Below are 23,568 nucleotides of genomic sequence, written 5' to 3'. Positions count from 1 at the left end.
TTGCCATCGCCAACGTCCAACGCGGCAAGGATTGTTTGCCGCGTTGGATCTCTTCCCTGCACGCTCGCCCCCGGCTGCGGATTTCGCTAGTCTGCCCTGAAGCATACGAAAACGGGGGAGGCCGCCTTGAGCACCGCGCCGCGCATCGACATCGACCCTGTCGCGTTCTGGGCCGACCCTTATCCGATGCTCGCGAAGATGCGAAAAGACGCGCCGATCGCGTTCGTGCCGCAGCTCGGCTCGACGCTGCTGACGAGCCGCGACGACATCTCGATCTCCGAGAAGCAGACCGACGTGTTCTCCTCGCACCAGCCCGCCGGCCTGATGAACCGGCTGATGGGCCACAACATGATGCGCAAGGACGGCGAGGCGCACCAGATCGAGCGCCGCGCCATGTTCCCGACGGTGTCGCCGAGGACGGTGAAGGCGCATTGGACCGCGCTGTTCCAGGCCCATGCCGACCGCATCCTCGACGCGATCGAGCCGGGGCGGATCGACTTCATGCGCGACTTCGCGCTGCCGTTCGCCGGCGAATGCCTGAAGTCGATCACCGGGCTCACCAACATTGGCTATCAGGACATGGATGCGTGGTCGCAAGGCATGATCGAAGGCATCGCCAATTATGCCGGCGACCCCGGGGTCGAGGCGCGCTGCCATGCCGCGACGTCGGGCATCGACGCCGCGATCGACGACGTCCTGCCGGTGATGCGCAAGCATCCCGACCAGAGCATTCTGGGCGTGCTGCTTGCCTCCGGCATGCCGATGGAGAGCGTGCGCGCAAACGTCAAGCTCGCGATCTCAGGCGGCCAGAACGAGCCGCGCAAGGCGATCGCCGGCACGGTGTGGGCACTGTTGACCCATCCCGAGCAACTCGATCTTGTCAGGCGCGGTGAAGTGACCTGGCTCCAGGCGTTCGAGGAATATGCCCGCTGGATCTCGCCGATCGGCATGTCGCCGCGCCGCATCGCCAGGCCGTGGAGCATCCGCGACGTCGCCTTCGAGACGGACGAGCGCGTGTTCCTGATGTTCGGCTCCGCCAATCGCGACGAGACCCATTTCGAGCGCGCCGACGAGTTCGACGTGCGGCGTGATACGACCAGGAGCGTCGCGTTCGGCGCCGGTCCGCATTTCTGCGCCGGTGCCTTCGCTTCCCGCGCCATGATCGCCGACGTCGCGCTGCCGACCGTGTTCGCGCGGGCGACGCGGCTCGAGCTCGCCGATGACGAGAAGGTGCGGATCGGTGGCTGGGCGTTTCGGGGACTGCAGAATTTGCCGGTGAGATGGAGTCACTAGCTCGCGGTTCTCACTTTCAAATCACGGTGTCATCGCCCGGCTCAATCGCGCGATCCAGTACGCCGCGGCGGTCATCGGGAGCGCGAACGTCTCTGGGAGTCCCTGTCCGCCACAATGTCATTATGTCGCTGTTTTGCCCGACGTAGCAAAGAGTCTCGTGTGACCAAAATGCTCACCTGCAAGTCATTGATCACGCTAAGGCCTTCTACTGTGCATGGGGTTGTTTTCGACATTTTGAGTTGCAGGCCCCGGTCGGAGTCCCTCCGCGCTCACATTCGCGTGCGAAAACAATCCGTCTGCATGATCGCCTGCACTTGAAAGATTAATCATGCGCGCCGCAGCGCCGGCAGTGCGCGTATCGCTATTTTTCCGGACACCTCGACAGCTTTCGCAACGCGCACCATCATCGTTCACACGCAACAAGCAACGGCCTCGTGCGGCCCGGAGTGTGGAATGCAGCGTCGTGACTTTCTCAAACTGTCGGTCGGAACTGCGGCGGCCGCGGCGATGGCATCGCCTGCGATTGCGCAAGGCGCGGTGAAGGAGATTCGTATCGGTTACCAGAAGAGCGGCGTGCTGGTGATCGCGCGTCAGCAGGCCTCGCTGGAAAAACATTTCACGCAGCAGGGCATCGCCGTGAAGTGGATCGAGTTTTCCTCGGGCCCGCCGATGATGGAAGCGATGAACGTCGGCAGCGTCGATTTCGGCGCAGTCGGAGATTCCCCACCGGTGTTCGCGCAAGCCGCTGGCGCCAATATCGTTTACGCAGCGGGCCAGCCCATCACCAATGGCCAGGGCATTCTGGTGCCGAAGGACTCGGCGATCCAAGGCATAGCCGACCTCAAGGGCAAGCGCGTCGGCTTCACCAAGGGCTCCAGCGCCCACAACGTCGTGGTGCGGACGCTGGAAAAGGCGGCGCTCTCTTATGCCGACATCACGCCGGTCTATCTGACGCCGCCCGATGCGGGGCCGGCCTTCGCCAATGGCAGCATCGAGGCATGGGCGATCTGGGATCCCTATCTTGCGATCGGCGAGACCAGGCAGAACGGCCGCATCCTGATCAATGCGCGCGACGTCACCGAGACCAATTCGTTCTTCATCGCCAACCGCGACTTCGCGAAGAATCATGGAGCGATCCTGCAGCAGATCGTCGACGTGACGAACTCGGCGGGCCGATGGGCCGAGCAGCATCGCGACGAGGTCGCGAAGTCGCTCGCTGCCGTAACGGGCATTCCGCTGGAGATCCAGACCGTCGCCGCCAATCGCGCGACGTTCCTGGTCGGCCCCGTCACCGACGACATCGTCGCGACCCAGCAAGGCGTTGCCGACCGCTTCTACAAGCTCGGCCTGATCCCCAAGCCCATCGTCATCCGCGACATCGTCTGGCGCAACCCGGCAGCCTGACCATGCCGACCAGCCTTCCCACGCAGAGGGGTTCGAACATGAGGCGTATCATCCAACGGCTGGTCGCGGCGATCATGCTGTCGATCGGCATCGTTGCCGCCGCGGTCGGCACGACCTACGGTTAGGAGCACATCCATGAGCAAGCAACCCAACGCAAACATCCTCTGGTTCCTGCCGACTCACGGCGACGGCCGTTATCTCGGCACCGGCATCGGCGGCCGCGAGGTCAATTTCAACTATCTGCGCCAGATCGCGCAGGCCGCCGACCAGCTCGGCTATTTCGGCGTGCTGCTGCCGACCGGGCGATCCTGCGAGGATTCCTGGATCGTTGCCGCCAGTGTCGCGCCGTTCACCGAGCGGCTGCGTTATCTCGTGGCTGTCAGGCCCGGGCTGCAATCGCCGAGTGTCGCCGCGCGCATGACCGCGACGCTCGATCGTGTCAGCAATGGCCGGCTGCTCGTCAACGTCGTCACCGGCGGCGACCCCGTCGAGAACAAGGGCGACGGCGTCTTCCTCGGTCATGACGAGCGCTACGACGTCACCCGCGAGTTCCTCAACGTCTATAGCGACCTGCTCGCCGGCAAGACCGTCAATGTCGAGGGCAGGCATATTCGCATCGAAGATGGCAAGCTGCTGTTTCCGCCGGTGCAGTCGCCGCGCCCGCCGCTGTATTTCGGCGGCTCGTCGGACGCCGGCATCGACGTCGCCGTCGACACCGTCGACAAATATCTCACCTGGGGCGAGCCGCCGGCTTTGGTGGCCGAGAAGATCGCGAAGGTGAGGGCGGTCGCCGGCGCGCGCGGCCGAAAGCTGTCTTTCGGCATCCGCCTTCATGTCATTGTTCGCGAGACCAACGAGCAAGCCTGGCGCGCGGCGAGCGAGCTGATCAAGCACGTCAGCGACGACACCATCGCGCGGGCGCAGAAGAATTTTGCCCGCATGGATTCCGTCGGCCAGCAGCGCATGGCGCAACTCCATGGCGGCCAACGCGACAAGCTCGAGATCGCACCGAACCTGTGGGCCGGCGTCGGCCTCGTGCGCGGCGGCGCCGGCACCGCGCTGGTCGGCGACGCCGAGACGGTGGCGGCCCGCATCAGGGAGTATCAGGACATCGGCATCGATACCTTCATCATGTCGGGCTATCCGCATCTGGAGGAAGCCTATCGCTTCGCCGAGCTGGTGTTCCCGCTGCTCTCGCTGGAGCAGCCGAGCAACGTGACCAGGCTTCACTTCAACGGCGGCCCTTTCGGCGAGACGGTCGGCAGCGATTACCGTCCGCAGCACCGGGTGTCGCAGTCATGAGCCTGATCGACAGCGTTTCACTTCCGCGCGGCTTTCGTTTGCCTGGGGTGGATGGCCTGATCCAGTGGATCGTGCCGCTCGCGATCATCGCGATCTGGCAGGTCGCCAGCGTGACCGGCTTCGTGCCGAATCGGGTGCTGCCGGCGCCGAGTGACGTCCTGCTCGCCGGCTGGAAGCTGCTGCTCTCCGGCGAGCTCGTCCGCAACATCTGGGTTTCGTTCTGCCGCGCCTCGATCGGCTTCCTGATCGGCGGCAGCATCGGCTTTGCCTTCGGCCTCGCCAACGGCCTGTCGCAGCTGTCGGCCAAGCTCACCGACACCACGCTGCAGATGGTGCGCAACGTGCCGCATCTGGCGCTGATCCCGCTCGTCATCCTCTGGTTCGGCATCGACGAGAGCGCCAAGCTCTTCCTGGTGGCGCTCGGTGTGTTCTTCCCGATCTACCTCAACACGCTGCACGGCATCCGCACCGTCGATCCGCAGCTGATCGAGATGGGCCGGATCTACGGCATGTCCGACGGCGAATTGTTCCGCCGTGTGATCTTCCCGGGCGCGCTGCCGTCGATCTTCGTCGGCATCCGCTTCGCGCTCGGCATCATGTGGCTGACCCTGATCGTTGCCGAAACCATCGCGGCGTCATCGGGCCTTGGATACATGGCGATGCAGGGGCGCGAGTTCATGCTGATCGACGTCGTCGTGCTCTCGATCCTGATCTACGCCCTGCTCGGCAAGCTCGCCGACAGCGCCTCCCGCGTGCTGGAGCGGGCGACGCTCTCCTGGCATCCCGCCTTCCAGAAACGCTGAGAGACATACCGGAAAATCCCATGCAGACAGCGCTTCGTACGTCTCTTCCCGAAGCCGAGCTCGCCAGCCGCGCCAACTTTGCGCCTCACGCCCGCGTGGTGCGCGAGGAACGCCAAGGCGAACGTCAAGCGCAGATCGGCGGCCTGCCGCTCAGCATCCGCGGCTTGAGAAAGTCCTTCGGCGAGAACGAGGTGTTGCGCGGGATCGACCTGCACATCCCTGCCGGCCAGTTCGTCGCCATCGTCGGCAAAAGCGGTTGCGGCAAGAGCACGCTGCTGCGCCTGATCGCGGGCCTGGAAAAGATCGATGCCGGCAGCATCAGCTTCGGCCAGGAGACCCAGCCCGAGGACATCCGCGTGATGTTCCAGGAGCCGCGGCTGCTGCCCTGGGCGCGGGTGCTTTCCAATGTCGAGGTCGGCCTCGGCCGCGACCGTGCGTCGAACGATGTGCATGCCCGCGCCGAAAAGGCCCTGACCGAGGTCGGCCTCACCGACAAGCGCGATCAGTGGCCCTCGGTGCTGTCGGGCGGACAGAAGCAGCGCGTCGCGCTCGCCCGAGCGCTGGTCTCACGTCCGCGCGTTCTCGCCTTCGACGAGCCGCTCGGCGCGCTGGATGCGCTGACCCGGATCTCGATGCAGCGGTTGCTGGAGCGCGTCTGGCGCGACCAGGGGTTTACCGCGATCCTCGTCACCCACGACGTCGCCGAAGCCGTCGCCTTGGCCGACCGGGTGCTGGTGATCGACGAAGGCCGGATCGCCCACGACGTCACGGTTAACGCCACCCGGCCCCGGGAACGCGGCTCTGCCGAATTGGCAAGCCTTGAAGGCTCAATTTTGAGCAACCTTTTGTCGGCGGAAGATCGTACCTAGATATTGGAGAGCCCCGCGTCGGGGACCATGCCATGAATGTAGTGCCTCGCGATCTCATGACTGAAACTGCCATCTCGTCCGCCGATTTCCGCGGCGCCATGCGCCATCTCACCGGCGGCGTCAGCGTCATCACCGCGGGGCGGGGCAAGGACGTCACCGGAATGACGGTGACATCGGTGACCTCGCTGTCGGTCGAGCCGCCGACATTGCTGGTCAGCATCAACCGCGATGCCTCGTCCTTCCCCTTGATCCGCCGGCACGGCGCCTTCGGCGTGAGCATCCTCAATGCCGACCAGCTCGATGTCGCCGAGCGCTTTGCCGGCAAGGGCGGGCTGAAGGGCGCCGATCGTTTCAAAGGTGCCGAGTGGGTGACGGCGGTCTCGGGCGTTCCGCTGCTGGTCGGCGCGCTGTCGGCGTTGGATTGCGAGGTCGAGGAGATCATGGAGCGCCACTCGCACGGCATCGTCATCGGTCGTGTCAGGTCGGTCAGGAATTCGACCCGCAATGCCGCGCTCGCCTATTGGCACGGCCAGTACGTGGCGGTCGACCAGGACGAAGATGCCGCCAGGCTCGCGGACGTCAGCGTTCCCGTGAGCGTTCGACGCGGCGTTTGACCGCCGCTGACAAGTGGCCTGCAGGCTGGCCTTTTGGCTGTCATCGCTCTAGAAGCGCTGCCTGAGCCTCCCGCCGGGACGGCAATGGAGCGGAACGATGAAACGGGTTGCGACCTGGGCCTTCTACGCCGTCAGCGCGCTCGCGATCGCCTATCTCGCGCTCTATGCTTATGCGATGTTCTCAGGCCAGTCCGACATCATTCCCGGCGATCCCATCCACATCTTCCGCAAGCCCGACGCGCCGAGTTATTCGTGAGGTGAATGCGCGCGGCCAATGTGGCGCGCGTCTCTCTCAACTCGTCATGGCCGGGCTTGACCCGGCCATCCACGTGCATCGGCGGTTTCGGAGAGGCGTGAATGCCCGGGACAAGCCCGGGCATGTCGACCGAGTGTGTGACTTCACCCCCGCAAAATCGCCAGCGCCAGCGCTTGCGCGCGCGGCACGATGCTGTCGATCTCGAGATATTCCTCCGGCGTGTGCGCGAGCCCGCCGACCGGGCCGAGGCCGCAGATGGTCGGCGTGCCGACCGCGGCGGTGAAGCCGGAATCGGCGCAGCCGCCGGAGAACTCGCCCTGCAGCGTGGTGAGCCCGGCTTGTCTTGCTGCGGCCTGATAGCTTTCGAACAGCGCCCTTGAATCCGCGCTCTGCACCACGGGCACGAACTCGCCCTTGATCGTCAGGGTCGCATGCGTGCCCGGCACGTAGGATGTCGCGACGATGGTCTCGATCGCGTCCATCACCCGCGCACGATCCGCCGGATCGACGTAGCGAAGGTCGATCTGGCCCTCGGCGTAAGGCGCCGTGGTGTTGACGGACTGCCCGCCCGAGACCAGGCCGACATTGAGCGTGATGCCCTTGTCGAGATCGGTGAGCGCGTGGATCTGCACGATCTTGTGTGCGAGCTCGCCGATCGCGCTGACGCCGGCGGCGAAATTGGCGCCGGAATGCGCGGCTTTGCCGGTGATGGCGAGATGCATGAAGATGCCGCCCTTGCGCCCGGTCACGATGTTGCCGGTGGGGCGGCCCGGCTCGGAATTGAACACGGCGCGGGCCGAGCGGCCCTCGCGCTCGATCACGGGCCGGGAGGAGGGCGAGCCGATCTCCTCGTCCGAGGTGATCAGCAGCTTGATCGGGTGCGGGTTGCCGCCGAATTTGTGGAAGGCGGTCGCGACGAAGATGTTCATCACGACGCCGGACTTCATGTCGGCCACGCCGGGCCCATAGGCACGGCCGTCCTTGATCGTGAACGGGCGCCGCTCCGCTTCGCCCTTGCCGAATACGGTGTCGCGATGTCCCATCAACAGCACCGGCTTCTCGTTGCTGCCGGGCTTGGCGACGTCGGCATGGATCGCGTCACCGAAGGTGGCGTCGGCCTCGCGCCGGCACGGAATGCCGTGCTCGGCAAAATGTCGCTCGAACCGCGCACCGACCGCATCGACGCCTTCCTTGTCATAGGAGCCGGAGTCGATGTTCACGACGTCGCGCAGCAGATCGATCATCGCCTGCTTCTGCGACGCCAGCCAGTCCGTGATTTGAGCTTGAGACATGTGGTTCCTCGCGTGGTTTTCATGCCGGGTTATAGGGCGTGGCGTGGCGGCGACCTAGTCGCCGGATGCGGTGCCGCCATGTGTTCGCTCCCGTAGCCCGGATGAGCGAAGCGATATCCGGGATGCCACAAGGAGGGTGGGCCCGCATGTCGCTGCGCTCATGCGGGCTACGAGACCGTCGCTGACGGTGCAAAAATAAATGCCCGGGACCAGCCCGGGCATTCGTAATCCCAACCAGCGTGGGCGCTACTTACGCTCCAACCATCGGCATCCGCGGATACTCGCCCGGCGTTCCCGCCGGGGTGATCGGGATGCCGCCGTCGGAATATTCGTTGAGCTTGTTGCGCAGCGTGCGGATCGAGATGCCGAGGATGTTGGCGGCATGGGTGCGGTTGCCGAGGCAGTGCTTCAGCGTCTCCAGGATCAGGTCGCGCTCGACGTCGGCGACCGTGCGGCCCACCAGCGCCCGCGTCACCTGCTCGGCGGCCATCGTGGCATGCGCCACGGCCGGCACGGTCTTGGCGAGGTCGAGGCGGTCGCCGTCCGGCGTCAGGATGGCGTCGGGGCCGATCTCGTCGCCCTGCGCCATCAGCACCGCGCGATGCATCGTGTTTTCGAGCTCGCGGACGTTGCCCTGCCAGCGGTTGGCCGAGAGTACGCGGCGCGCTTCCGCGGAAATCGGGCGCACCGGCACGCCATTGGCCTCGGCGTATTTCTTCACGAAGTGCTGGGCGAGCTCGAGGATGTCGAGGGGACGCTCGCGTAGCGGAGGGATCTTCAAATTCACGACGTTGAGGCGGAACAGCAAATCCTCGCGGAACGTGCCTTCGCGCACGGCGTCCACCAGATTGCGGTTCGAGGTCGCGATGATGCGAATGTCGACGGGCACCGGCTTGGTGCCGCCGACGCGATCGATCACGCGCTCCTGGATGGCGCGGAGCAGCTTGGATTGCAGGCGGACGTCCATCTCCGAGATTTCGTCGAGCAGCAGCGTGCCGCCGGTCGCTTCCTCGAACTTGCCGATGCGGCGGGCGATCGCGCCGGTGAAGGCGCCCTTCTCATGGCCGAACAGCTCGGATTCGAGCAGATGCTCGGGGATCGCGGCGCAGTTGATCGAGATGAAGGGACGCTTGGCGCGGGCCGAGCGGGTGTGGACGTAGCGGGCCAGAACTTCCTTGCCGGTTCCGGACTCGCCGGTGACCATCACCGAGGCGTCGGAGCCGGCGATCTGCTGCGCCAGCTTGATCACCTTGGACATCGCCTCGTCGCGATAGACCAGTTCGCGGGAATCGTTGGCGACCGCGGCCAGCACCGCGGCGATCAGCTCGGGGTCCGGCGGCAGCGGGATGTATTCCTTGGCGCCGGCGTGGATCGCGGCGACCGCGGCGCGGGCGTCGTTGGTGATGCCGCAGGCGACGATCGGGGCGTGGATGTGCTCGGCCTCGAGCCGCATCACGAGGTCGCGGATGTCGAGGGCGACGTCGACCAGCAGGAGGTCGGCGCCCTTGCCGCCGCGCAGCACGCGCATCGCCTGCTCGTGATCCTCGGCATGGGTCACGGTGGCGCCGTTGTCCATCGCGATCTTGGTGGCGGTGGTGAGCTGGCCCTTCAATGTGCCAACGATGAGAAGCCGCATGTCAGTCTCCTGTCCGTCTGGTCGCGCGCGCTATCAGCTGCGTTCGGTCTTGATGATTTCGGTCATGGTCACGCCGAGCTTGTCCTCCACCAGGACGACTTCGCCGCGGGCGACCAGCTTGTTGTTGACGTAGATGTCGATGGCCTCGCCGACGCGCCGGTCGAGCTCGAGCACGGTGCCGGGTCCGAGCTTCAACAGCTCGCTGACGTCCATCTTCGAGCGGCCGAGCACGGCCGAGACCTGGACGGGAACGTCGAACACCGCCTCGAGGTCGGCGGCGGCACGTGCCGCATATTCGTCCTCGTTGTAGCCGACGTCCGTGCCGGTGGGCGGCATCGGGCCGTTGAGATCGGGCAGCGGGACCTGTCCGTCGGTATCGCTCATGGCTTAGCTCCCCCTGCGGGACGCGACATAGCGTCCAACCATTTCGTCGATCTTGGCCGCGATGGCGCCGCGCTCCAGCACGACACCGCCATCGGCCCATTCGATCCGGCAGTCGCCGGTCGCAATCTCCGGCTCGGCCAGGATCACCAGCCGTCCTTCGAAGCCGCTCTGCTTGGCGAGCCGCTCCATCTTCTCGCGTGCGCTGTCGTAAAGCGCGTCGTTGATGCGGACCACCAGATGCGGCGTCGCGACCAGATGCGAGAAGCAGTCCTTGACCAGTGCGACGATCTCGCCGAGCGGCTCGGCGGCGACCAGGTCGGCGCACAGCTTGCGCGCGACCGCCACCGCGACGTCGACCGCCTCGGTCTCCATCTTGGATTCGATGTTGCCGATCCCGGACGCGATGCCGCGAATGCCGATGTTGATCTCTTCCATGGCCAGCGCGATGCGGCGGTCGCTCTCGGCCTTGGCCTCCTGCTGGCCGGCGGCAAAGCCGTCCTGATAGGCGCGCGCCTCGGCTTCCGCGATCCTCTGGGCGATCTCCGCGGCAGTCGCGGCCTTCTCCCGCGTCGTCCGCTCGGGCGCCGCGAAGTCGGTATCGAACAGAAATTTTGCCGGAGCGGCCATCAATACACCAGCTCGTCGTCGGCGCGGTTCTTGGTCAGCATGATCTCGCCCTTGGCGGCGAGATCCTTGGCGAGATTGACCAGCAGCGCCTGCGCCTCGTCGACGTCGCGCAGGCGGACCGGGCCCATCGCGGCCATGTCGTCCTGGAGCATCTTGGCGGCGCGCGAGGACATGTTGCCGAAGAAGAAGTTGCGGACGTCCTCGTTGGCGCTCTTGAGCGCCACGCCGAGCTTGTCCTTGTCGACGTTGCGCATCAGCGTCTGGGCCGAACCGGAATCCAGCTTCACGAGGTCGTCGAAGGTGAACATCAGCGCCTTGATGCGCTCGGCCGATTCGCGGTTGTCCTCTTCCAGCGAGGTGATGAAGCGGGTTTCGGTCTGGCGGTCGAAATTGTTGAAGATTTCCGCCATCACCTCGTGGGCGTCGCGGCGGCGGGTCTGCGACAGGTTGGACATGAATTCGGTGCGCAGGGTCTTCTCCACGCTCTCGATCACCTCCTTCTGCACCGCCTCCATCTTCAGCATGCGGTTGACGACGTCGAGCGCGAGCTCCTCGGGGAAGATGCCGAGCACGCGCGCGGCGTGTTCCGGCTTCAGCTTCGACAGCACCACCGCGATGGTCTGCGGATATTCGTTCTTGAGATAGTTGGCGAGCACCTCTTCCTGCACGTTGGAAAGCTTCTCCCACATGTTGCGCCCCGCGGGACCGCGGATCTCGTCCATGATGCCGTTGACGCGCTCCGGCGGCAGGTATTGCTGCAGCAGCCGCTCGGTGGCGTCGAAATTGCCCATCAGCGCGCCCGAGGCCGACATGCGCGAGACGAACTCGAGCAGCATGTCCTCGACCGTGTCGACCTCGACGGTGCCCAGCGTCGACATCTCCAGCGAGAGCTGGCGCACCTCGTCGTCGTCGAGCATCGACCAGATCTTGCCGCCATACTGCTCGCCCAGCGCCAGCATCAGGATCGCGGCGCGCTTGGGTCCTGCCACCGCCTCGGTCTGCCCCGCGCGAGTGCCGGCACGCTGGCCGAGCGTGGAGATCACGCTGGTGATGTCGTTCGAGTTGGCGTTTTGCAGATTTCCGGCCATGTCAGATCACTTCTTGATTCACTGGCTAAGTTTCTTGGCTAGGATTATTTGGCTGGTTCGGTCAGCCACTGGCGGATGATGGCGACGGTTTCGTTGGGGTTGCGCTCGGCGAGTTCGCCGACGCGATGAACGGACTGGGCGTGAACCTGGCCCTGGACGGTGGCGACGTCGATCGCGCTGGCGGTGCCGCTCGGCAGCAGTGCCTGGCCGGCTGGCGCGGTCTCTTCCGAGGCGGCCGGGCCGGAGAGCACGCCGGAGATGGCAGCGGCGACTTCGTCGGAGGCCAGGATGCGCTTGACCAGCGGGCGGATTACCAGGAACAGCACGACGAGGCCGAGCAGCATCATCACGCCGAGCTCGACGAAGTACATGACGTCGTCCTTGGTGAACTGGAGCATGCCGAGGAAGCCGGAGGGCTCGCTGATCGGGGCGGTGGAGGGCGCATCCGCAAAGCGCAGGTTGACGACCTCGACCTGGTCGCCGCGCTTCTGGTCGAAGCCGATCGCCGAGCGCACCAGGGTGGCGATGCGGTCGAGCTGCTCCTTGGTGCGGTCGGTGTAGGCGAGCTCGCCCTTGTCGTTCTTGGTGTAGATGCCGTCGACCAGCACCGCGACGGAGATGCGGTTGACCCGGCCGGCCTCGGTCACTTCGGTCTTGGTGGTGCGGGAGATCTCGTAATTGTTGGTCTCTTCGGACTTTTTGCTCTGGTCCTTGGCCGTGGCGCCGCTGTTCTGCTGGTTGCCCGGCAGCTCGTTGTTGACGGTGACCTGGCCGTTGTTGTCGGCGGTCATGCTCTGCTCTTCGCGAGTCTGGCTCGAGCGCAGCACGCGGCCCTCGGGGTCGTACTTGTCCGAGGTCTGAGTGACCTTGTTGAAATCGAAATCGGCCGAGAGCTGGACGCGCGCCCGGCCTGATCCGACCACGGAGGAGACGATGTCCTCGACCTGCTTGCGCATCCGCTTCTCGAAGGAGATGCGGCGCTCGTCGCCGACCGCCTGCTCCGGATCGGTGGCGGCGCCGTCGGCGAGCAGCTGGCCGGCCTCGTCGACGATCGAGACCCGCTGCGGCTTCAGGCCGTTGACGGCGGAGGCAACGAGATGACGGATGGCGCGGATCTGCTGGGCTTCCAGCGCGCCGCGGACCCGGACCACGATCGAGGCCGACGGCTCCGGCGCCTCGCGGGCGAACAGCGGGCGCTCGGGCAGCACCAGATGGACGCGGGCGGCCTGGATGCGGTCGATGGCGCGGATGGTGCGGGCGAGCTCGCCTTCCAGCGCGCGGAGGTGATTGATGTTCTGGACGAAGGAGGTGGTGCCGAGGGCGTCCGACTTGTCGAACACCTCGTAGCCGACGCCGCCGCCCTTGGGTAGGCCGCCCTCGGCGAGCTTCATCCGCAGGCGCGTGACCTTGTCCTTGGGCACCATGATGATGCTGCCCTCGTTGCGGATCTCGAACTGGATGCCCTGGCGTTCCAGGTCCTTGATAATGCCGGAGGAATCCTCGACGCTGAGGTCGGTGAACAGCGTCGTCATCTGCGGCGTGGTGACGCGCATGATGACGAACGCGAAAAAGCCGACGAGCGCGGCGGTGACCGCGATCATCGCCGCGAACCGGGCGGCGCCGATACTCTTCAAAAAGTCCGCAAGACCTTGCAAGCAACCGCCCCAACAGATTCGGCCGCTTTCACCGGAAAGGCCGACTGGGCAATTATTGCCTAGGTGATGGTTTCGATATGGTTAACGAAGGTTAAGAGGTCGGACAAAAGTCGCGCAAAAGACGGATATGAAAAAAATCGGCCTCGCAGAGCGGGGCCGATTTTCGTCAAAAGCCGCAGATTTCCGGATCGCCTACTGGCGATATTGCTGGATGCGGGTGGTGCGAAGTCCCGCCAGACCATGCTGGTCGATGGAAAACTGCCAGGATAGGAATTCGTCGACCGTCAGGGTATAACGGCTGCAGGCCTCCTCGAGCGAGAGAAGTCCACCGCGGACGGCGGCGACGACTTCGGCCTTGCGGCGGATGACCCAGCGTTTGGTGCCGGGTGCAGGCAGGTCCGCGATCGTCAACGGACTGCCGTCCGGCCCGATGACGTATTTTACCCTCGGGCGATGGGGTTCTGTCATGGCGTACTCACAAACTCTCAACCACTGAACTCACGCCATAACCCTACGCGCGGCGGCTTAAAAATCCGCTAAGCCTAAGGCTTCAATACAATTCTCGTTGAAAATGGCTGGAACGGCGCCGTGTCGGCCGGCGGGACGGTGATATCCGGGCCGGTCGAGGGGGTCTTCGTAAATACTTTACTAACGAATTGAGCCCGTAACGGGCTCTCTCAGCCGTCGTCCCGGCCTGGTGCGCAATTGCGCACGGGGCGCCGGGATCCATGCCGCGTGATCTCTCGACGGGACGCGGGTCGCAGTATCAAGATAACTTCTCAACTCCCGATCTTCGTCAAATGTCGTCCTGGGGTTATGGATCCCGCGTTCGCGGGAGGACGCTCAATCTGTGGCTGCAGCAATTTGCTTCGTTAATTGCTGCTGGTCGCGATGATGCTCTTCACCTGGCTGAGGGTGTAGCTGACACCGTCGATGTTCAGCAGCGGAGGCGACTGGGTCAGGTCGACCGACGCCACCGTTCCCTGCACCTGTGCGGCGATGCCGACATTGTTGTTCGCGACGTCCTTGCCGGTGGCCGAGATCGTGTACTTGCCGTCCGGCCATTGCGTGCCGTCATTGCCCATGCCGTTCCAGGTGAAGGGAATGTCGGTGCCGGCAGCGGAGCTGTATTTGCCGGTGAACACCGTCTGGCCGGTGGAATTGGCGATCGTGATGTCGACGGTGGAATCGGTCGGCACGTTGAGATGCCAGGTCGCCGACGAGTTCGTCAGGGCCGCGGTCGAGCCGTCGACCAGAGCGGTCTTGCCGACGAAGCCCAGCGCCTGGGTCGCCTGCGTGGTCTGCTGCAGGGTAACGAGCTGGGACAGCGAATCGTTGGTCTTGAGCTGCTGCTCGACGCCGGCGAACTGCACAAGCTGCTGGGTGAACTGGTTGGTGTCGAGCGGATCCAGCGGGTTCTGGTTCTGCAGCTGCGTGGTCAGCAGCGTCAGGAACGTCTGGAAATTGCCGGCGAGCGTCGATCCCGTGGTCGAGCTCAGCGAGTTCGACGAAGAGGATTTCGGCAGGTCGGTCGTGCCGGAAACGACGGAAGGGGCGGTGGCGGCATTCGTGGTGGTCATGATCGAATACTCCTCACACTCTGATGTCGACGCCGCTGCTCGCACCGAGCATGCGGCCATAGCCGCGCCCGACGGGTGCGGCGGCAGCGGTGTCGTCCTCGCTGATGATCAGCCGGCGGGCATTGCCGCCATTGTCGTTGTTCTGGCCGGAGTTCTGGCCCGATGAATTCTGGTCGCGCAGGCTGAAAGACAGCCCGTTGCTGCCGGACTTGAGGCCGGCATCGTCGAGCGCGCGCTGCAATTGCGGCGCGTCCTGGCGCAGCAGCTGCAGTGTCTCCGGCTTCTCCACCGTGAGATGCGAGGTGACGTTGCCGTTGCGGTCGACATTGATGCGGACGTCGATGCGGCCGAGCTCGGCCGGGTCGAGGCTGATATCGAAGCGGGACTTGCCGGAGCGGATCGCGGCCGCGATCTCCACCGGAACGCCGTTGATCGGCACCGTCGTCGCTGTGGCCGCGGTTGCGGTCAGCGTCGCGGTCGAAGCGGACGCAGTCGAGGTCGTATTGGTGAACGGCGCCTGCACGGCGGAGGCGGCCTGCGCGCTGGTGTCGGTCGGGGCGACCGCGCCTTGCGCGCCCGCATGAGGAAGCGTGGTCGGCGCGCCCTGGGTCGCATCGGCGGTGCGGTCCGAGGCCTTGGCCTCGGTCGCGGCCGCTGCGCCATCCGCCTGCGGCTTCGCGGCTTGCGGATGCGCGGCGGTGTTGGCGGTCGCAGTGCCCGGGCCTTGTGTCGGGGCGGCGTTCGCCTGGCCGGCGTCCTGGCCGATATTGGAAACGTCGGATTGTCCTTGCGCGGTGGCAACGGCGGCCTGGAACGAGGTCTTCGGCGTGCCCTGATTGACGGGGATCAGGCCACCGTTCGGCTTGGCGTCGGTCGCGGCCGCGTCGGTTGCCCCGGTCGCGGCATCGGCCAGCGTCGCGGAGGTGTCGGCATCGACCTTGGCGCCGGCGGTCTTGGCGCTCTTGTCGGCCGGCGTGGCGGTGTCGGTCTTGGTGCCCGCGATCTGCGCCGCGGTCGAGGCGCTGGCGGCGATGCCGGCCGCGGCGATCGCCAGCGGCGAGGCGGTGGCGGCCTGGTCGGCAGCCGCGTTGGGATCGGTCGGAACGACCGGGGCGGCAATCACGATGGCGTTCGGATCGGGCGCGGCGGCCTGCGCCGCGTCGGCCGGCGCGGTCGCAGCGGCATCGACGGCGGCGGTGAGCGTGTCGGTGCCCTCGGTCTTGTCGTCCTTGGTTTTCCCGGAGGTATCAGCCGATTTGGCGTCGGATGCCTCGGCCTTGTCCTTGGTCTTGTCCTTGCCGGCGTCCTTTGCCGGATCGGTGGTCGTGTCGTTCGTGCTGTCGTTCGCCTTGTCGTCCTTGGCGGACACGGAGGTGTCGTCGCTCGCCCTGCTCTGCGCGGATTGATCGGTGGACGAGGTGTCGCGCGGGCCCTTGTCAGCGGAGGACGAATCGCTCCGCCGCGGCGCGCTATCCTGGGCCTGCGTGGCCGCATTGGCGTTGACCGCCTGGGTGTTGCTGTCGACCAGCGAGCCGAAGGCGTCGTTCGCGGACGGCTCTTTGGTGCCCTGCGACCGCGCAGGCTTTTGCTGCGCGCTCGGAACTGGCACGCTGGCCACGACATCTGACGTACGACTGACCACAGGCGACCCCTTGGAAACAACTTCGGCATCCAAGGGAGCAAGGAGCGGGCCAGTGCCGCTCTATGTAGATTTATATAATAAAATCAATATGTTGCTGATTTTGGCCTGCCGCCGCGGGGCCGGCCGCAACCCCGTCATTTCTGCCTCCCCGGCAAGAATTGCCCTAAGCCGGCGGGGTGCGTGATTGCTTCACCGGAATGCCGCCTATATTAAAGAGGTTACTCTCAGCCGCTTTCGACCGGGCAGTCGTGCCTTGCGGGAACCAAAGTTCCCGGGGATCGACGACGTCCCGCGAGAAGCATGAAATCGCGGATCGCCGCACGCCCCCGTCACAACCCTCAAAGGCCCATGCTCAACAGTCTGGATCTCGAAGGCCGTCCTGAGGACACCAGGGTCGTCGTCGCCATGTCGGGCGGCGTCGATTCCTCGACGACGGCTGCGCTTCTGAAGGCGGAAGGCTACGACGTCGTCGGCATCACGCTGCAGCTCTACGACCATGGCGCGGCGACCCATCGCAAGGGCGCCTGCTGCGCCGGCCAGGACATCCACGACGCCCGCGACGTCGCGGCAAAACTCGGCATTCCCCATTACGTGCTCGATTACGAGGATCGCTTCCGCGAATCCGTCATCGACAATTTCGCCGACAGCTACGCGCTCGGTGAGACGCCGGTGCCGTGCATCGAGTGCAACCGCAGCGTCAAGTTCCGCGACCTCCTCAAGACCGCGCGTGAGTTGGGCGCGCAGGCGCTCGCCACCGGCCATTACGTCGCCTCGCGCCGCCGCGACGACGGCTCGCGCGCGCTGGTCTGCGCGGCAGATGCCGACCGCGACCAGAGCTATTTCCTGTTCGCGACCACGCAGGAGCAGCTCGACTTCCTGCGCTTCCCGCTCGGCGACATGACCAAGCCCGAGACGCGTGAGCTTGCGCGCCGCTTTGGTCTGTCCGTTGCCGACAAGCACGACAGCCAGGACATCTGCTTCGTGCCGACCGGTCGCTACACCGACATCATCACGCGGCTGCGTCCCAATGCGATGGACCCCGGCGACATCGTCGATCTCGAAGGCCACGTGCTCGGCCGGCACAACGGCATCGCCAATTTCACCGTGGGCCAGCGCCGCGGCCTCGGCATCGCGGCTCACGCGCCGCTGTTCGTGGTGCGGCTGGAGGCGGCCACCCGCCGCGTCGTCGTCGGCCCGCGCGATGCGCTGAAGATGCACCGCATCTCCCTGCGCGACGTCAACTGGATCGGCGGCGGCGATATCGACCGCGCCGTCGGCGCCGGCCTCGAATTGTTCGTGCGCGTGCGCTCGACGCGCGCGCCGCAGCCGGCGTGGCTGCGCGGCAGCGACGGCCGTTACGAAGTCGAGCTCGTCGGCGGCGAGGAGGGCGTCTCGCCCGGCCAGGCCTGCGTGTTCTACGATGCGCCCTCGGGGCAGGCGCGCGTGCTCGGCGGCGGCTTCATCCAGAGCGCCGCCGCAAAGGTCGGCACTGCGACATCGCGCCCGCTCGCGGAAGCCGTGCGCGGCTGAGGATCATGAGATCGAGCCCGAATGTGGCCGCGACAGCGGTGCGCTCCCTCTCCCGCTTGCGGGAGAGGGTTGGGGAGAGGGCTCTCTCCACACGCGATATATCGCGTGCCGAAAGAACCCTCACCCGCCACGCTCTTGCGAGCGTGTCGACCTCTCCCGCAAGCGGGAGAGGCGCTGGACCATTTTCCGGGCTGGCTTCGATCTCACCAATCGTCAATTCTTTCGAACGTTTCGCGTAAGGGCAGGGGCATGGCAGCAGACATCTCGCGGGCCGGGGTCGAGAAGGCCTATGGCCGCTGGGCGCCGGTCTATGATCTCGTGTTCGGCAAGGTGTTCGACGCCGGACGGCAGTCGACCATCGCCGAGGCCGACCGCATCGGCGGCCGCATCCTCGACGTCGGCGTCGGCACCGGGCTTTCGCTCTCCGACTATTCGCGCACCACGAAGATCTGCGGCGTCGACATCTCCGAGCCGATGCTGCGCAAGGCGCAGGCGCGCGTGCGCACGCTTCGCCTCTCCAATGTCGAAGTGCTCTCGGTGATGGACGCGAAGAACCTCGCCTTCCCCGAAAACTTCTTCGACGCGGTGGTGGCGCAATATGTCATCACCGCCGTGCCCGATCCCGAAGGCACGCTCGACGAGTTCGTGCGCGTGCTGAAGCCCGGCGGCGAGCTGATCCTGGTCAACCACATCGGCGCCGAGAGCGGTGCGCGCAAGCTGTTCGAGCTCGCCTTCGCGCCGGTCGCCCGCCGTCTCGGCTGGCGCCCGGAATTCCCCTGGGCCCGCCTGGTCAATTGGGCGGCCAGGCACGGCGGAGTCACGCTGGCCGAGCGGAGGCCGATGCCGCCGATGGGGCACTTTTCGCTGATCCGCTACCACAAATCGTGATCATTTCGCGGGAACACGCGCCGTGATCGGCGCGTTTCCCTCCCATGCGCACGACATTGAACATCATCCTGGCCAGCCTCGTGATCGCCGCCTCCGGCAGTGCGATCGCGCAGGCCCCGCCCGCCCCGGCGACGCCGCCGCAAGCGACCGCGCCGCCATCCCCGCAACGCGCCGCCGGCTGTGCCCCATCCGACCGGCTGAGCACGACCCAGGATGGCACCACCACCGGCCAGTCCCGGGAACCGCTCGGCGACAAGCTGGCCAAGACTGACGGCGTGCTCTGCCCGCCCTCCGGCGTCGATCCCGACATGCACGCCCCGGCGCCCGAAACCGGCGGCAACACCCCGGTGATCCCGCCTCCCGGCAGCCCCGGCGGCGACCCGACTGTCCGGCCGAAGTAACGCCTGATTGCATCCCCAATCTTATCGTCATGGCCGGGACAAGCCCGGCCATGACGGATTAGGCGCCCAAAATGGCGTAATCCACCCGCCGACATATTTGCTGAAGCCTTGGCAAACGCGGATTGACAGCCCGCCGCCCCCTTCCTTATATGCCGCGCGTTCGCGAGATCGGCTGTATCGGCCCTCGCGACCCTGTGGCGGGGTAGCTCAGCTGGTTAGAGCACGGGAATCATAATCCTGGGGTCGGGGGTTCGAGTCCCTCTCCCGCTACCAACAATTTCCAACAGCCTTCGCACACTCCGGAGATCGGCCAGGCGGCCGGGGCAGAGTGATGCCGTTGCCTCTCGCCGCCTGACCGCGCGCGCCTTGGAACTCCCGCGCCTGATCGACGCTTGAATCCGTGGGCCAGAATCGCCGTCGATCGCTGGCCTGCACGGCCCCGCCTCCAAGCCCCCATGCCCCCCAGGGGGGCCGTGCTTCACCAGAGGAGACGAAAATTGACCGAGCCGACCGAGCAAGACATCAGAGAACGCGCGCACCGCTTGTGGGAGCAAGCCGGCAGGCCCGAGGGCCGTGACGAAGAGTTTTGGAATGCGGCCGAGCAGGAGCTGCGCAACGAGGACAGGTCGAACACGCTGCGGACGCCGGATACGCTGTGACCGACAAGACTTGCCCGTTCTGCCAGGGGCTGGGATGGGTCTGCGAAAACCATCCGCTCCGGCCTGGACGAGCAGTTCGTCGGCTGCCGCTGCGGTGAGGGCATGCTCTGCACCGGCAAAGCGACTGAAGATCCGGAAACGCGCGTGGTGACCGTCGAAGCCGACACGACGTGGCACTGAGCGGCGTCGTCTCGGCTGAACCCGGCCGGCTTCGCCTCACTGTCCCCGTCGTCATTGCCGAGGGAACAGACCCTGCCCGAAGCGAATTCAATCTCCGAACGGCACGGGCTCTGACAACGATCCTTTCCCACGGCAGTGCGGCGGTGGACGAGCAGAAGAAACTGGAACACCAGATCGAACTCGCCACGCGAGCGGCCGCGCTCGTCAGGGACGAAAGCACCGGCCAGCGCTTCCGAAGTTTTGCCGAAGAGCTGAAGCGAAAGCTCCGCCGCATGATGCGGCGCGGCGAGGTGCGCACGCGTGCCTACGCGCTCTGGGAGCATGCCGGCCGGCCAAGCCATCGCGAGCTGGAGTTCTGGCTCGAAGCGGAACGGCAGATAGAGGCAGAGCGCGAGGAGCGGAAGGGCACGAATGGCTCATAGCTGCTGTCTTGCCCGGTCGCAGCGCCCCGGCGATGCGAAGCATCGGCCAGCGCGCGGCGCTGCTTGCGGCATTGAAGTTCGAAACTGTGCTCGGAATGAGGGAACCGCTCCCTCCTCGCCGTCGTCCGCGCTTCCATTCCAGACGAGATCGGTGACCGTGGCTGACGCAGGCGCAGCGGCTTTCTGACGCACGTCCTGGTGCGCGGTGCTGGCGTCGCCGTTCGAGCCCGCGCAGGGCGAGTGCACAGCATGCTCGCGTGCGTCGAACACCGCACGCAACCTTCGCAGCGACGCAACGACATTTGCAGAGCATTCAGCGTGACATGTCATGAGAGCCGCGCGGCTGTTCCGTCGTCGAAGTTCAGCAATGCATCAAATGCGAACGATTGCCGCGCCTGCAATTCGCAATCTGCCTATGGGCTATCTCACACATCGAGAATTAGCGGCCTCACATTTTGCTGACGCGCTGCCAAGCGTCATTCGTTGCTTTGTCTAATTCAGGTTGTATGGTGGCCGCGAGCATTTCGACCTGGTCGATGACGCGTGGGCGGTGGGTGCCGTTCGCATCGTTGGCGATCATGGTCAGAATAGGAATGTTCGCGAGTGCATGAAATGAGGGACAGAGGACAATGACCGAAGGACAAGGACAATGTCGCTGCTCCAAATCAATCTCTTCGGCGGTGTCGAGGTAGTTTCTGCTTCCGGCGAGTCGGTGCCGATCCCCAGCCGCAAGGCTGCAACTCTCCTGGGCTATGTCGCGCTCAGTTCCCCACGGGCCATTTCACGCGGCAGGCTCGCGACCCTGTTATGGGACGGTCAGTTCAGCGATCGCGCGCGCGCCAGCCTTCGACAAGCTCTGCTCACGTTGCGGCGCGTGCTGCCGCAATATCCGGACGTGATCGCGGCCGACCGCGACGACATCCGGATCTGCCCGGCCGCCATCAGTACCGATGTCGGGGAATTCGAGCGCCTGCTCCGGGAGGGCCATCCCGAACGGCTGGCCCGTGCGGCGATGCTTTACCGCGGCGACCTTCTCGACGGCGTCGGCTCGACCTCTTGCCAATTCGAGGCCTGGCTCTCTGCCGAGCGCCAGCGACTGAGAACACTGGCGATGCACGCGCTTGCAGGCCTGCTGGACGTCGACAAGCGCGAACACATGGACGTCGCGATCGCACTCGCGCTGCGTATTCTCGCAATCGACCCGCTTCAGGAGAATGTCCATCGCATCGTGATGCGCTGTCATGCGCAGCAAGGTCGCCGTGCCGATGCGTTGCGTCAGTACGATCTTTGCCGCTCCGTGCTGTGGCGGGACGTTCGCGCAGTACCGGAGCAGGAGACCGAACAGCTGCAGCGCGAAATTCGCAACATGTTCTGCGCGTCTCCGAGAACTGTCTCACTCAAATTGCCTCGTGCCAAAAACTTTGACGCAACTTTCACGCTCGACCTGACGCCTGCATCACGATCCCTGTCGTAGCCTCAGCTGCTCGCATCAGTGATCCCGACTCTCGGGAAGCACGTGTCGCTCGCGGGTCAGGCACTTCATCAGGAGATTTTGATCATGACTGGAACACAGCAGCAGTACGAGGATTACGGCCAACTGGACCCGCAGGGGATTTTCGGCTCCATCCTCGGCGGTGCGGCCGGACGCGTTATCGGTGGACTGCTCGGCGGCAAGAAGGGAAAGAACATCGGCGGTATCGTCGGAAACATCGGCGGAGGTTTCCTGCCGTTTTCCGCCGGTCCGGACATGCAGCAAGGTTCGGTGCAGGTTTCCGACATGGAGCTGCAGAGCTTCTGGAGCGTGCTGAAGAAGATCGGCCAGGGCGTTCAGACCGGTGTGAACATCGGTCACCAGCTCGGCGTGTTCAGCGCCGGCCAGCCTGGCCTGCAGCCGGCAGCAAGCGCGCCGCCGACCGACATGGAGCTGCAGAGCTTCTGGAGCGTGCTGAAGAAGATCGGGCAGGGCGTGCAGACCGGTGTGAACATCGGTCATCAGCTCGGCGTGTTCAGCGCCGATCAGCCCGGCATGCAGCCGGCCTCAGCCGCGCCGCCGACCGACATGGAGCTGCAGAGCTTCTGGAGCGTGCTGAAGAAGATCGGGCAGGGCGTGAAGACCGGTGTGAACATCGGTCACCAGCTCGGCGTGTTCAGTGCTGATCAGCCCGGCATGCAGCCGGCAGCAAGCGCGCCGCCGACCGACATGGAGCTGCAGAGCTTCTGGAGCGTGCTGAAGAAGATCGGCCAGGGCGTTCAGACCGGTGTGAATATCGGTCATCAGCTCGGCGTGTTCAGTGCCGGCCAGCCCGGCCTGCAGCCGGCTGCGGCAGAACCGCCGACCGACATGGAGCTGCAGAGCTTCTGGAGCGTGCTGAAGAAGATCGGTCGGGGTGCCCAGACCGGCCTGGACATCGGTCATCAGCTCGGCGTGTTCAGTGCGCAGCCCGGCCTGCAGCCGGCCGCGGCCGCGCCACCGACCGACATGGAGCTGCAGAGCTTCTGGAGCGTGCTGAAGAAGATCGGCCAGGGCGTGCAGACCGGTGTGAATATCGGTCACCAACTCGGCGTGTTCAGCGCCGGCCAGCCCGGCCTGCAGCCGGCAGCAAGCGCACCGCCGACCGACATGGAGCTGCAGAGCTTCTGGAGCGTGCTGAAGAAGATCGGCCAGGGCGCCCAGACCGGTCTCGATATCGGCCGCCAGCTCGGCGTCTTCAACGCCGGCCAGCCCGGTGGCACGATGCACTAGACCCGACACGCAGCGGGCGGGCGCAAGCCCGCCCCTGCACACAGAATGAAGGGAAACCCGATGGCGGATTCGAACACGTCGCAACAATTCATCGTGCAGGGAGACCCGGTCCGGTCCGGCCAGCTCAACGAACACCTGCGGCGTGAACCCGGCGTGACACGAATAGCGCAGGTCGCTCCCGACGTCGTCATCCTGTCGATGACGAAGACACAGGCCGATCGCCTGAAATCGACGTTTGCCACGCTCGTGGTCGAACCGGATTCAGCGCTGAAGCCATTCGATGCCGGCTGATTTCGTTTC

25 protein-coding genes and 1 tRNA gene are annotated in these 23,568 nt (G+C 65.4%); 17 read left to right on the top strand and 9 right to left on the bottom strand.

Features of this window, described 5'->3' with window-relative positions:
- Positions 1-126 precede the first annotated feature (126 nt).
- The 8 genes from CIT40_RS28180 (at position 127) to CIT40_RS28145 (ending at position 6,541) form a co-directional block, all read left to right on the top strand.
- Complete coding sequence (locus CIT40_RS28180) at positions 127-1,293, top strand: cytochrome P450 (RefSeq protein ID WP_094893490.1); 1,167 nt, start codon at positions 127-129, stop codon at positions 1,291-1,293.
- A 453-nt stretch (positions 1,294-1,746) separates the two neighbouring features.
- Positions 1,747-2,697, top strand: a complete 951-nt coding sequence (locus CIT40_RS28175; RefSeq protein WP_094893491.1) for a sulfonate ABC transporter substrate-binding protein — start codon at positions 1,747-1,749, stop codon at positions 2,695-2,697.
- A 2-nt stretch (positions 2,698-2,699) separates the two neighbouring features.
- On the top strand, positions 2,700-2,822 hold the full coding sequence (locus CIT40_RS28170) for a hypothetical protein (protein WP_283810032.1): 123 nt from the start codon (positions 2,700-2,702) through the stop codon (positions 2,820-2,822).
- A gap of 10 nt (positions 2,823-2,832) precedes the next feature.
- A complete protein-coding gene (gene ssuD, locus CIT40_RS28165; RefSeq protein WP_094893492.1) occupies positions 2,833-3,999 on the top strand; it encodes an FMNH2-dependent alkanesulfonate monooxygenase in 1,167 nt (388 codons plus the stop codon).
- Positions 3,996-4,802, top strand: a complete 807-nt coding sequence (locus CIT40_RS28160; protein ID WP_094893493.1) for an ABC transporter permease subunit — start codon at positions 3,996-3,998, stop codon at positions 4,800-4,802. The genes ssuD and CIT40_RS28160 overlap by 4 nt, the downstream gene beginning before the upstream one ends.
- Before the next feature lie 20 nt (positions 4,803-4,822).
- Positions 4,823-5,671 carry an ATP-binding cassette domain-containing protein gene (locus tag CIT40_RS28155; RefSeq protein WP_094893494.1) on the top strand — a complete coding sequence of 283 codons (849 nt, stop codon included), beginning with the start codon at positions 4,823-4,825 and terminating at the stop codon, positions 5,669-5,671.
- A 32-nt stretch (positions 5,672-5,703) separates the two neighbouring features.
- Complete coding sequence (locus CIT40_RS28150) at positions 5,704-6,285, top strand: flavin reductase family protein (RefSeq protein ID WP_094893495.1); 582 nt, start codon at positions 5,704-5,706, stop codon at positions 6,283-6,285.
- A gap of 97 nt (positions 6,286-6,382) precedes the next feature.
- Positions 6,383-6,541: a hypothetical protein gene (locus CIT40_RS28145; RefSeq protein ID WP_167443380.1), complete on the top strand. Its 159-nt coding sequence runs from the start codon at positions 6,383-6,385 to the stop codon at positions 6,539-6,541.
- A gap of 143 nt (positions 6,542-6,684) precedes the next feature.
- Here CIT40_RS28145 and CIT40_RS28140 read toward each other — a convergent pair whose 3' ends face one another.
- The 9 genes from CIT40_RS28140 to CIT40_RS28100 form a co-directional block, all read right to left on the bottom strand.
- Entirely contained in the window at positions 6,685-7,833 is a 1,149-nt protein-coding gene (locus tag CIT40_RS28140) for a M20 family metallopeptidase (protein ID WP_094893496.1), read from the bottom strand.
- 250 nt (positions 7,834-8,083) lie between these two features.
- Positions 8,084-9,469: a sigma-54-dependent transcriptional regulator FlbD gene (gene flbD, locus CIT40_RS28135; RefSeq protein ID WP_094893497.1), complete on the bottom strand. Its 1,386-nt coding sequence runs from the start codon at positions 9,467-9,469 to the stop codon at positions 8,084-8,086.
- A gap of 33 nt (positions 9,470-9,502) precedes the next feature.
- Positions 9,503-9,853 carry a flagellar motor switch protein FliN gene (gene fliN, locus CIT40_RS28130; protein WP_018318401.1) on the bottom strand — a complete coding sequence of 117 codons (351 nt, stop codon included), beginning with the start codon at positions 9,851-9,853 and terminating at the stop codon, positions 9,503-9,505.
- A 3-nt stretch (positions 9,854-9,856) separates the two neighbouring features.
- Positions 9,857-10,480 carry a FliH/SctL family protein gene (locus CIT40_RS28125; RefSeq protein ID WP_094893498.1) on the bottom strand — a complete coding sequence of 208 codons (624 nt, stop codon included), beginning with the start codon at positions 10,478-10,480 and terminating at the stop codon, positions 9,857-9,859.
- Complete coding sequence (gene fliG / locus CIT40_RS28120; protein WP_094893499.1) at positions 10,480-11,568, bottom strand: flagellar motor switch protein FliG; 1,089 nt, start codon at positions 11,566-11,568, stop codon at positions 10,480-10,482. The genes CIT40_RS28125 and fliG overlap by 1 nt, the downstream gene beginning before the upstream one ends.
- A 44-nt stretch (positions 11,569-11,612) precedes the next feature.
- On the bottom strand, positions 11,613-13,223 hold the full coding sequence (fliF, locus tag CIT40_RS28115) for a flagellar basal-body MS-ring/collar protein FliF (RefSeq protein WP_094893500.1): 1,611 nt from the start codon (positions 13,221-13,223) through the stop codon (positions 11,613-11,615).
- 192 nt (positions 13,224-13,415) lie between these two features.
- Positions 13,416-13,691: a CtrA inhibitor SciP gene (gene sciP / locus CIT40_RS28110; protein ID WP_002714638.1), complete on the bottom strand. Its 276-nt coding sequence runs from the start codon at positions 13,689-13,691 to the stop codon at positions 13,416-13,418.
- Between the two features lie 404 nt (positions 13,692-14,095).
- Entirely contained in the window at positions 14,096-14,803 is a 708-nt protein-coding gene (locus CIT40_RS28105; RefSeq protein ID WP_094893501.1) for a flagellar hook assembly protein FlgD, read from the bottom strand.
- 13 nt (positions 14,804-14,816) lie between these two features.
- Complete coding sequence (locus CIT40_RS28100) at positions 14,817-16,445, bottom strand: flagellar hook-length control protein FliK (RefSeq protein ID WP_094893502.1); 1,629 nt, start codon at positions 16,443-16,445, stop codon at positions 14,817-14,819.
- A 348-nt stretch (positions 16,446-16,793) separates the two neighbouring features.
- On the opposite strand from CIT40_RS28100, the gene mnmA reads away from it, so the two are divergent.
- The 9 genes from mnmA to CIT40_RS28055 all read left to right on the top strand — a co-directional run bounded on the left by mnmA (position 16,794) and on the right by CIT40_RS28055 (position 23,559).
- Positions 16,794-17,975: a tRNA 2-thiouridine(34) synthase MnmA gene (mnmA, locus tag CIT40_RS28095; protein ID WP_094893503.1), complete on the top strand. Its 1,182-nt coding sequence runs from the start codon at positions 16,794-16,796 to the stop codon at positions 17,973-17,975.
- Between the two features lie 249 nt (positions 17,976-18,224).
- Complete coding sequence (locus CIT40_RS28090) at positions 18,225-18,863, top strand: class I SAM-dependent methyltransferase (protein ID WP_094893504.1); 639 nt, start codon at positions 18,225-18,227, stop codon at positions 18,861-18,863.
- Between the two features lie 44 nt (positions 18,864-18,907).
- Entirely contained in the window at positions 18,908-19,264 is a 357-nt protein-coding gene (locus CIT40_RS28085; protein ID WP_094893505.1) for a hypothetical protein, read from the top strand.
- Between the two features lie 196 nt (positions 19,265-19,460).
- Positions 19,461-19,537, top strand: a tRNA-Met gene (locus CIT40_RS28080).
- 224 nt (positions 19,538-19,761) lie between these two features.
- On the top strand, positions 19,762-19,923 hold the full coding sequence (locus CIT40_RS28075; RefSeq protein WP_094893569.1) for a DUF2934 domain-containing protein: 162 nt from the start codon (positions 19,762-19,764) through the stop codon (positions 19,921-19,923).
- A 323-nt stretch (positions 19,924-20,246) separates the two neighbouring features.
- Positions 20,247-20,525, top strand: a complete 279-nt coding sequence (locus CIT40_RS28070; RefSeq protein ID WP_094893506.1) for a DUF2934 domain-containing protein — start codon at positions 20,247-20,249, stop codon at positions 20,523-20,525.
- A 649-nt stretch (positions 20,526-21,174) separates the two neighbouring features.
- Positions 21,175-21,999: an AfsR/SARP family transcriptional regulator gene (locus tag CIT40_RS28065; RefSeq protein ID WP_094893507.1), complete on the top strand. Its 825-nt coding sequence runs from the start codon at positions 21,175-21,177 to the stop codon at positions 21,997-21,999.
- 84 nt (positions 22,000-22,083) lie between these two features.
- Positions 22,084-23,268 (top strand): hypothetical protein, encoded by a 1,185-nt coding sequence (locus CIT40_RS28060; RefSeq protein WP_148667238.1) that lies wholly within the window; start codon positions 22,084-22,086, stop codon positions 23,266-23,268.
- A 60-nt stretch (positions 23,269-23,328) separates the two neighbouring features.
- The gene (locus tag CIT40_RS28055; protein WP_094893509.1) at positions 23,329-23,559 is read left to right on the top strand and encodes a hypothetical protein; all 231 of its coding nucleotides are present in this window, start codon (positions 23,329-23,331) and stop codon (positions 23,557-23,559) included.
- Positions 23,560-23,568 lie beyond the last annotated feature (9 nt).

Source organism: Bradyrhizobium amphicarpaeae, from assembly GCF_002266435.3.
In the GTDB taxonomy this organism is placed as follows: Bacteria; Pseudomonadota; Alphaproteobacteria; order Rhizobiales; family Xanthobacteraceae; genus Bradyrhizobium; species Bradyrhizobium amphicarpaeae.
This window is presented reverse-complemented; position numbering and strand designations above follow the sequence as displayed.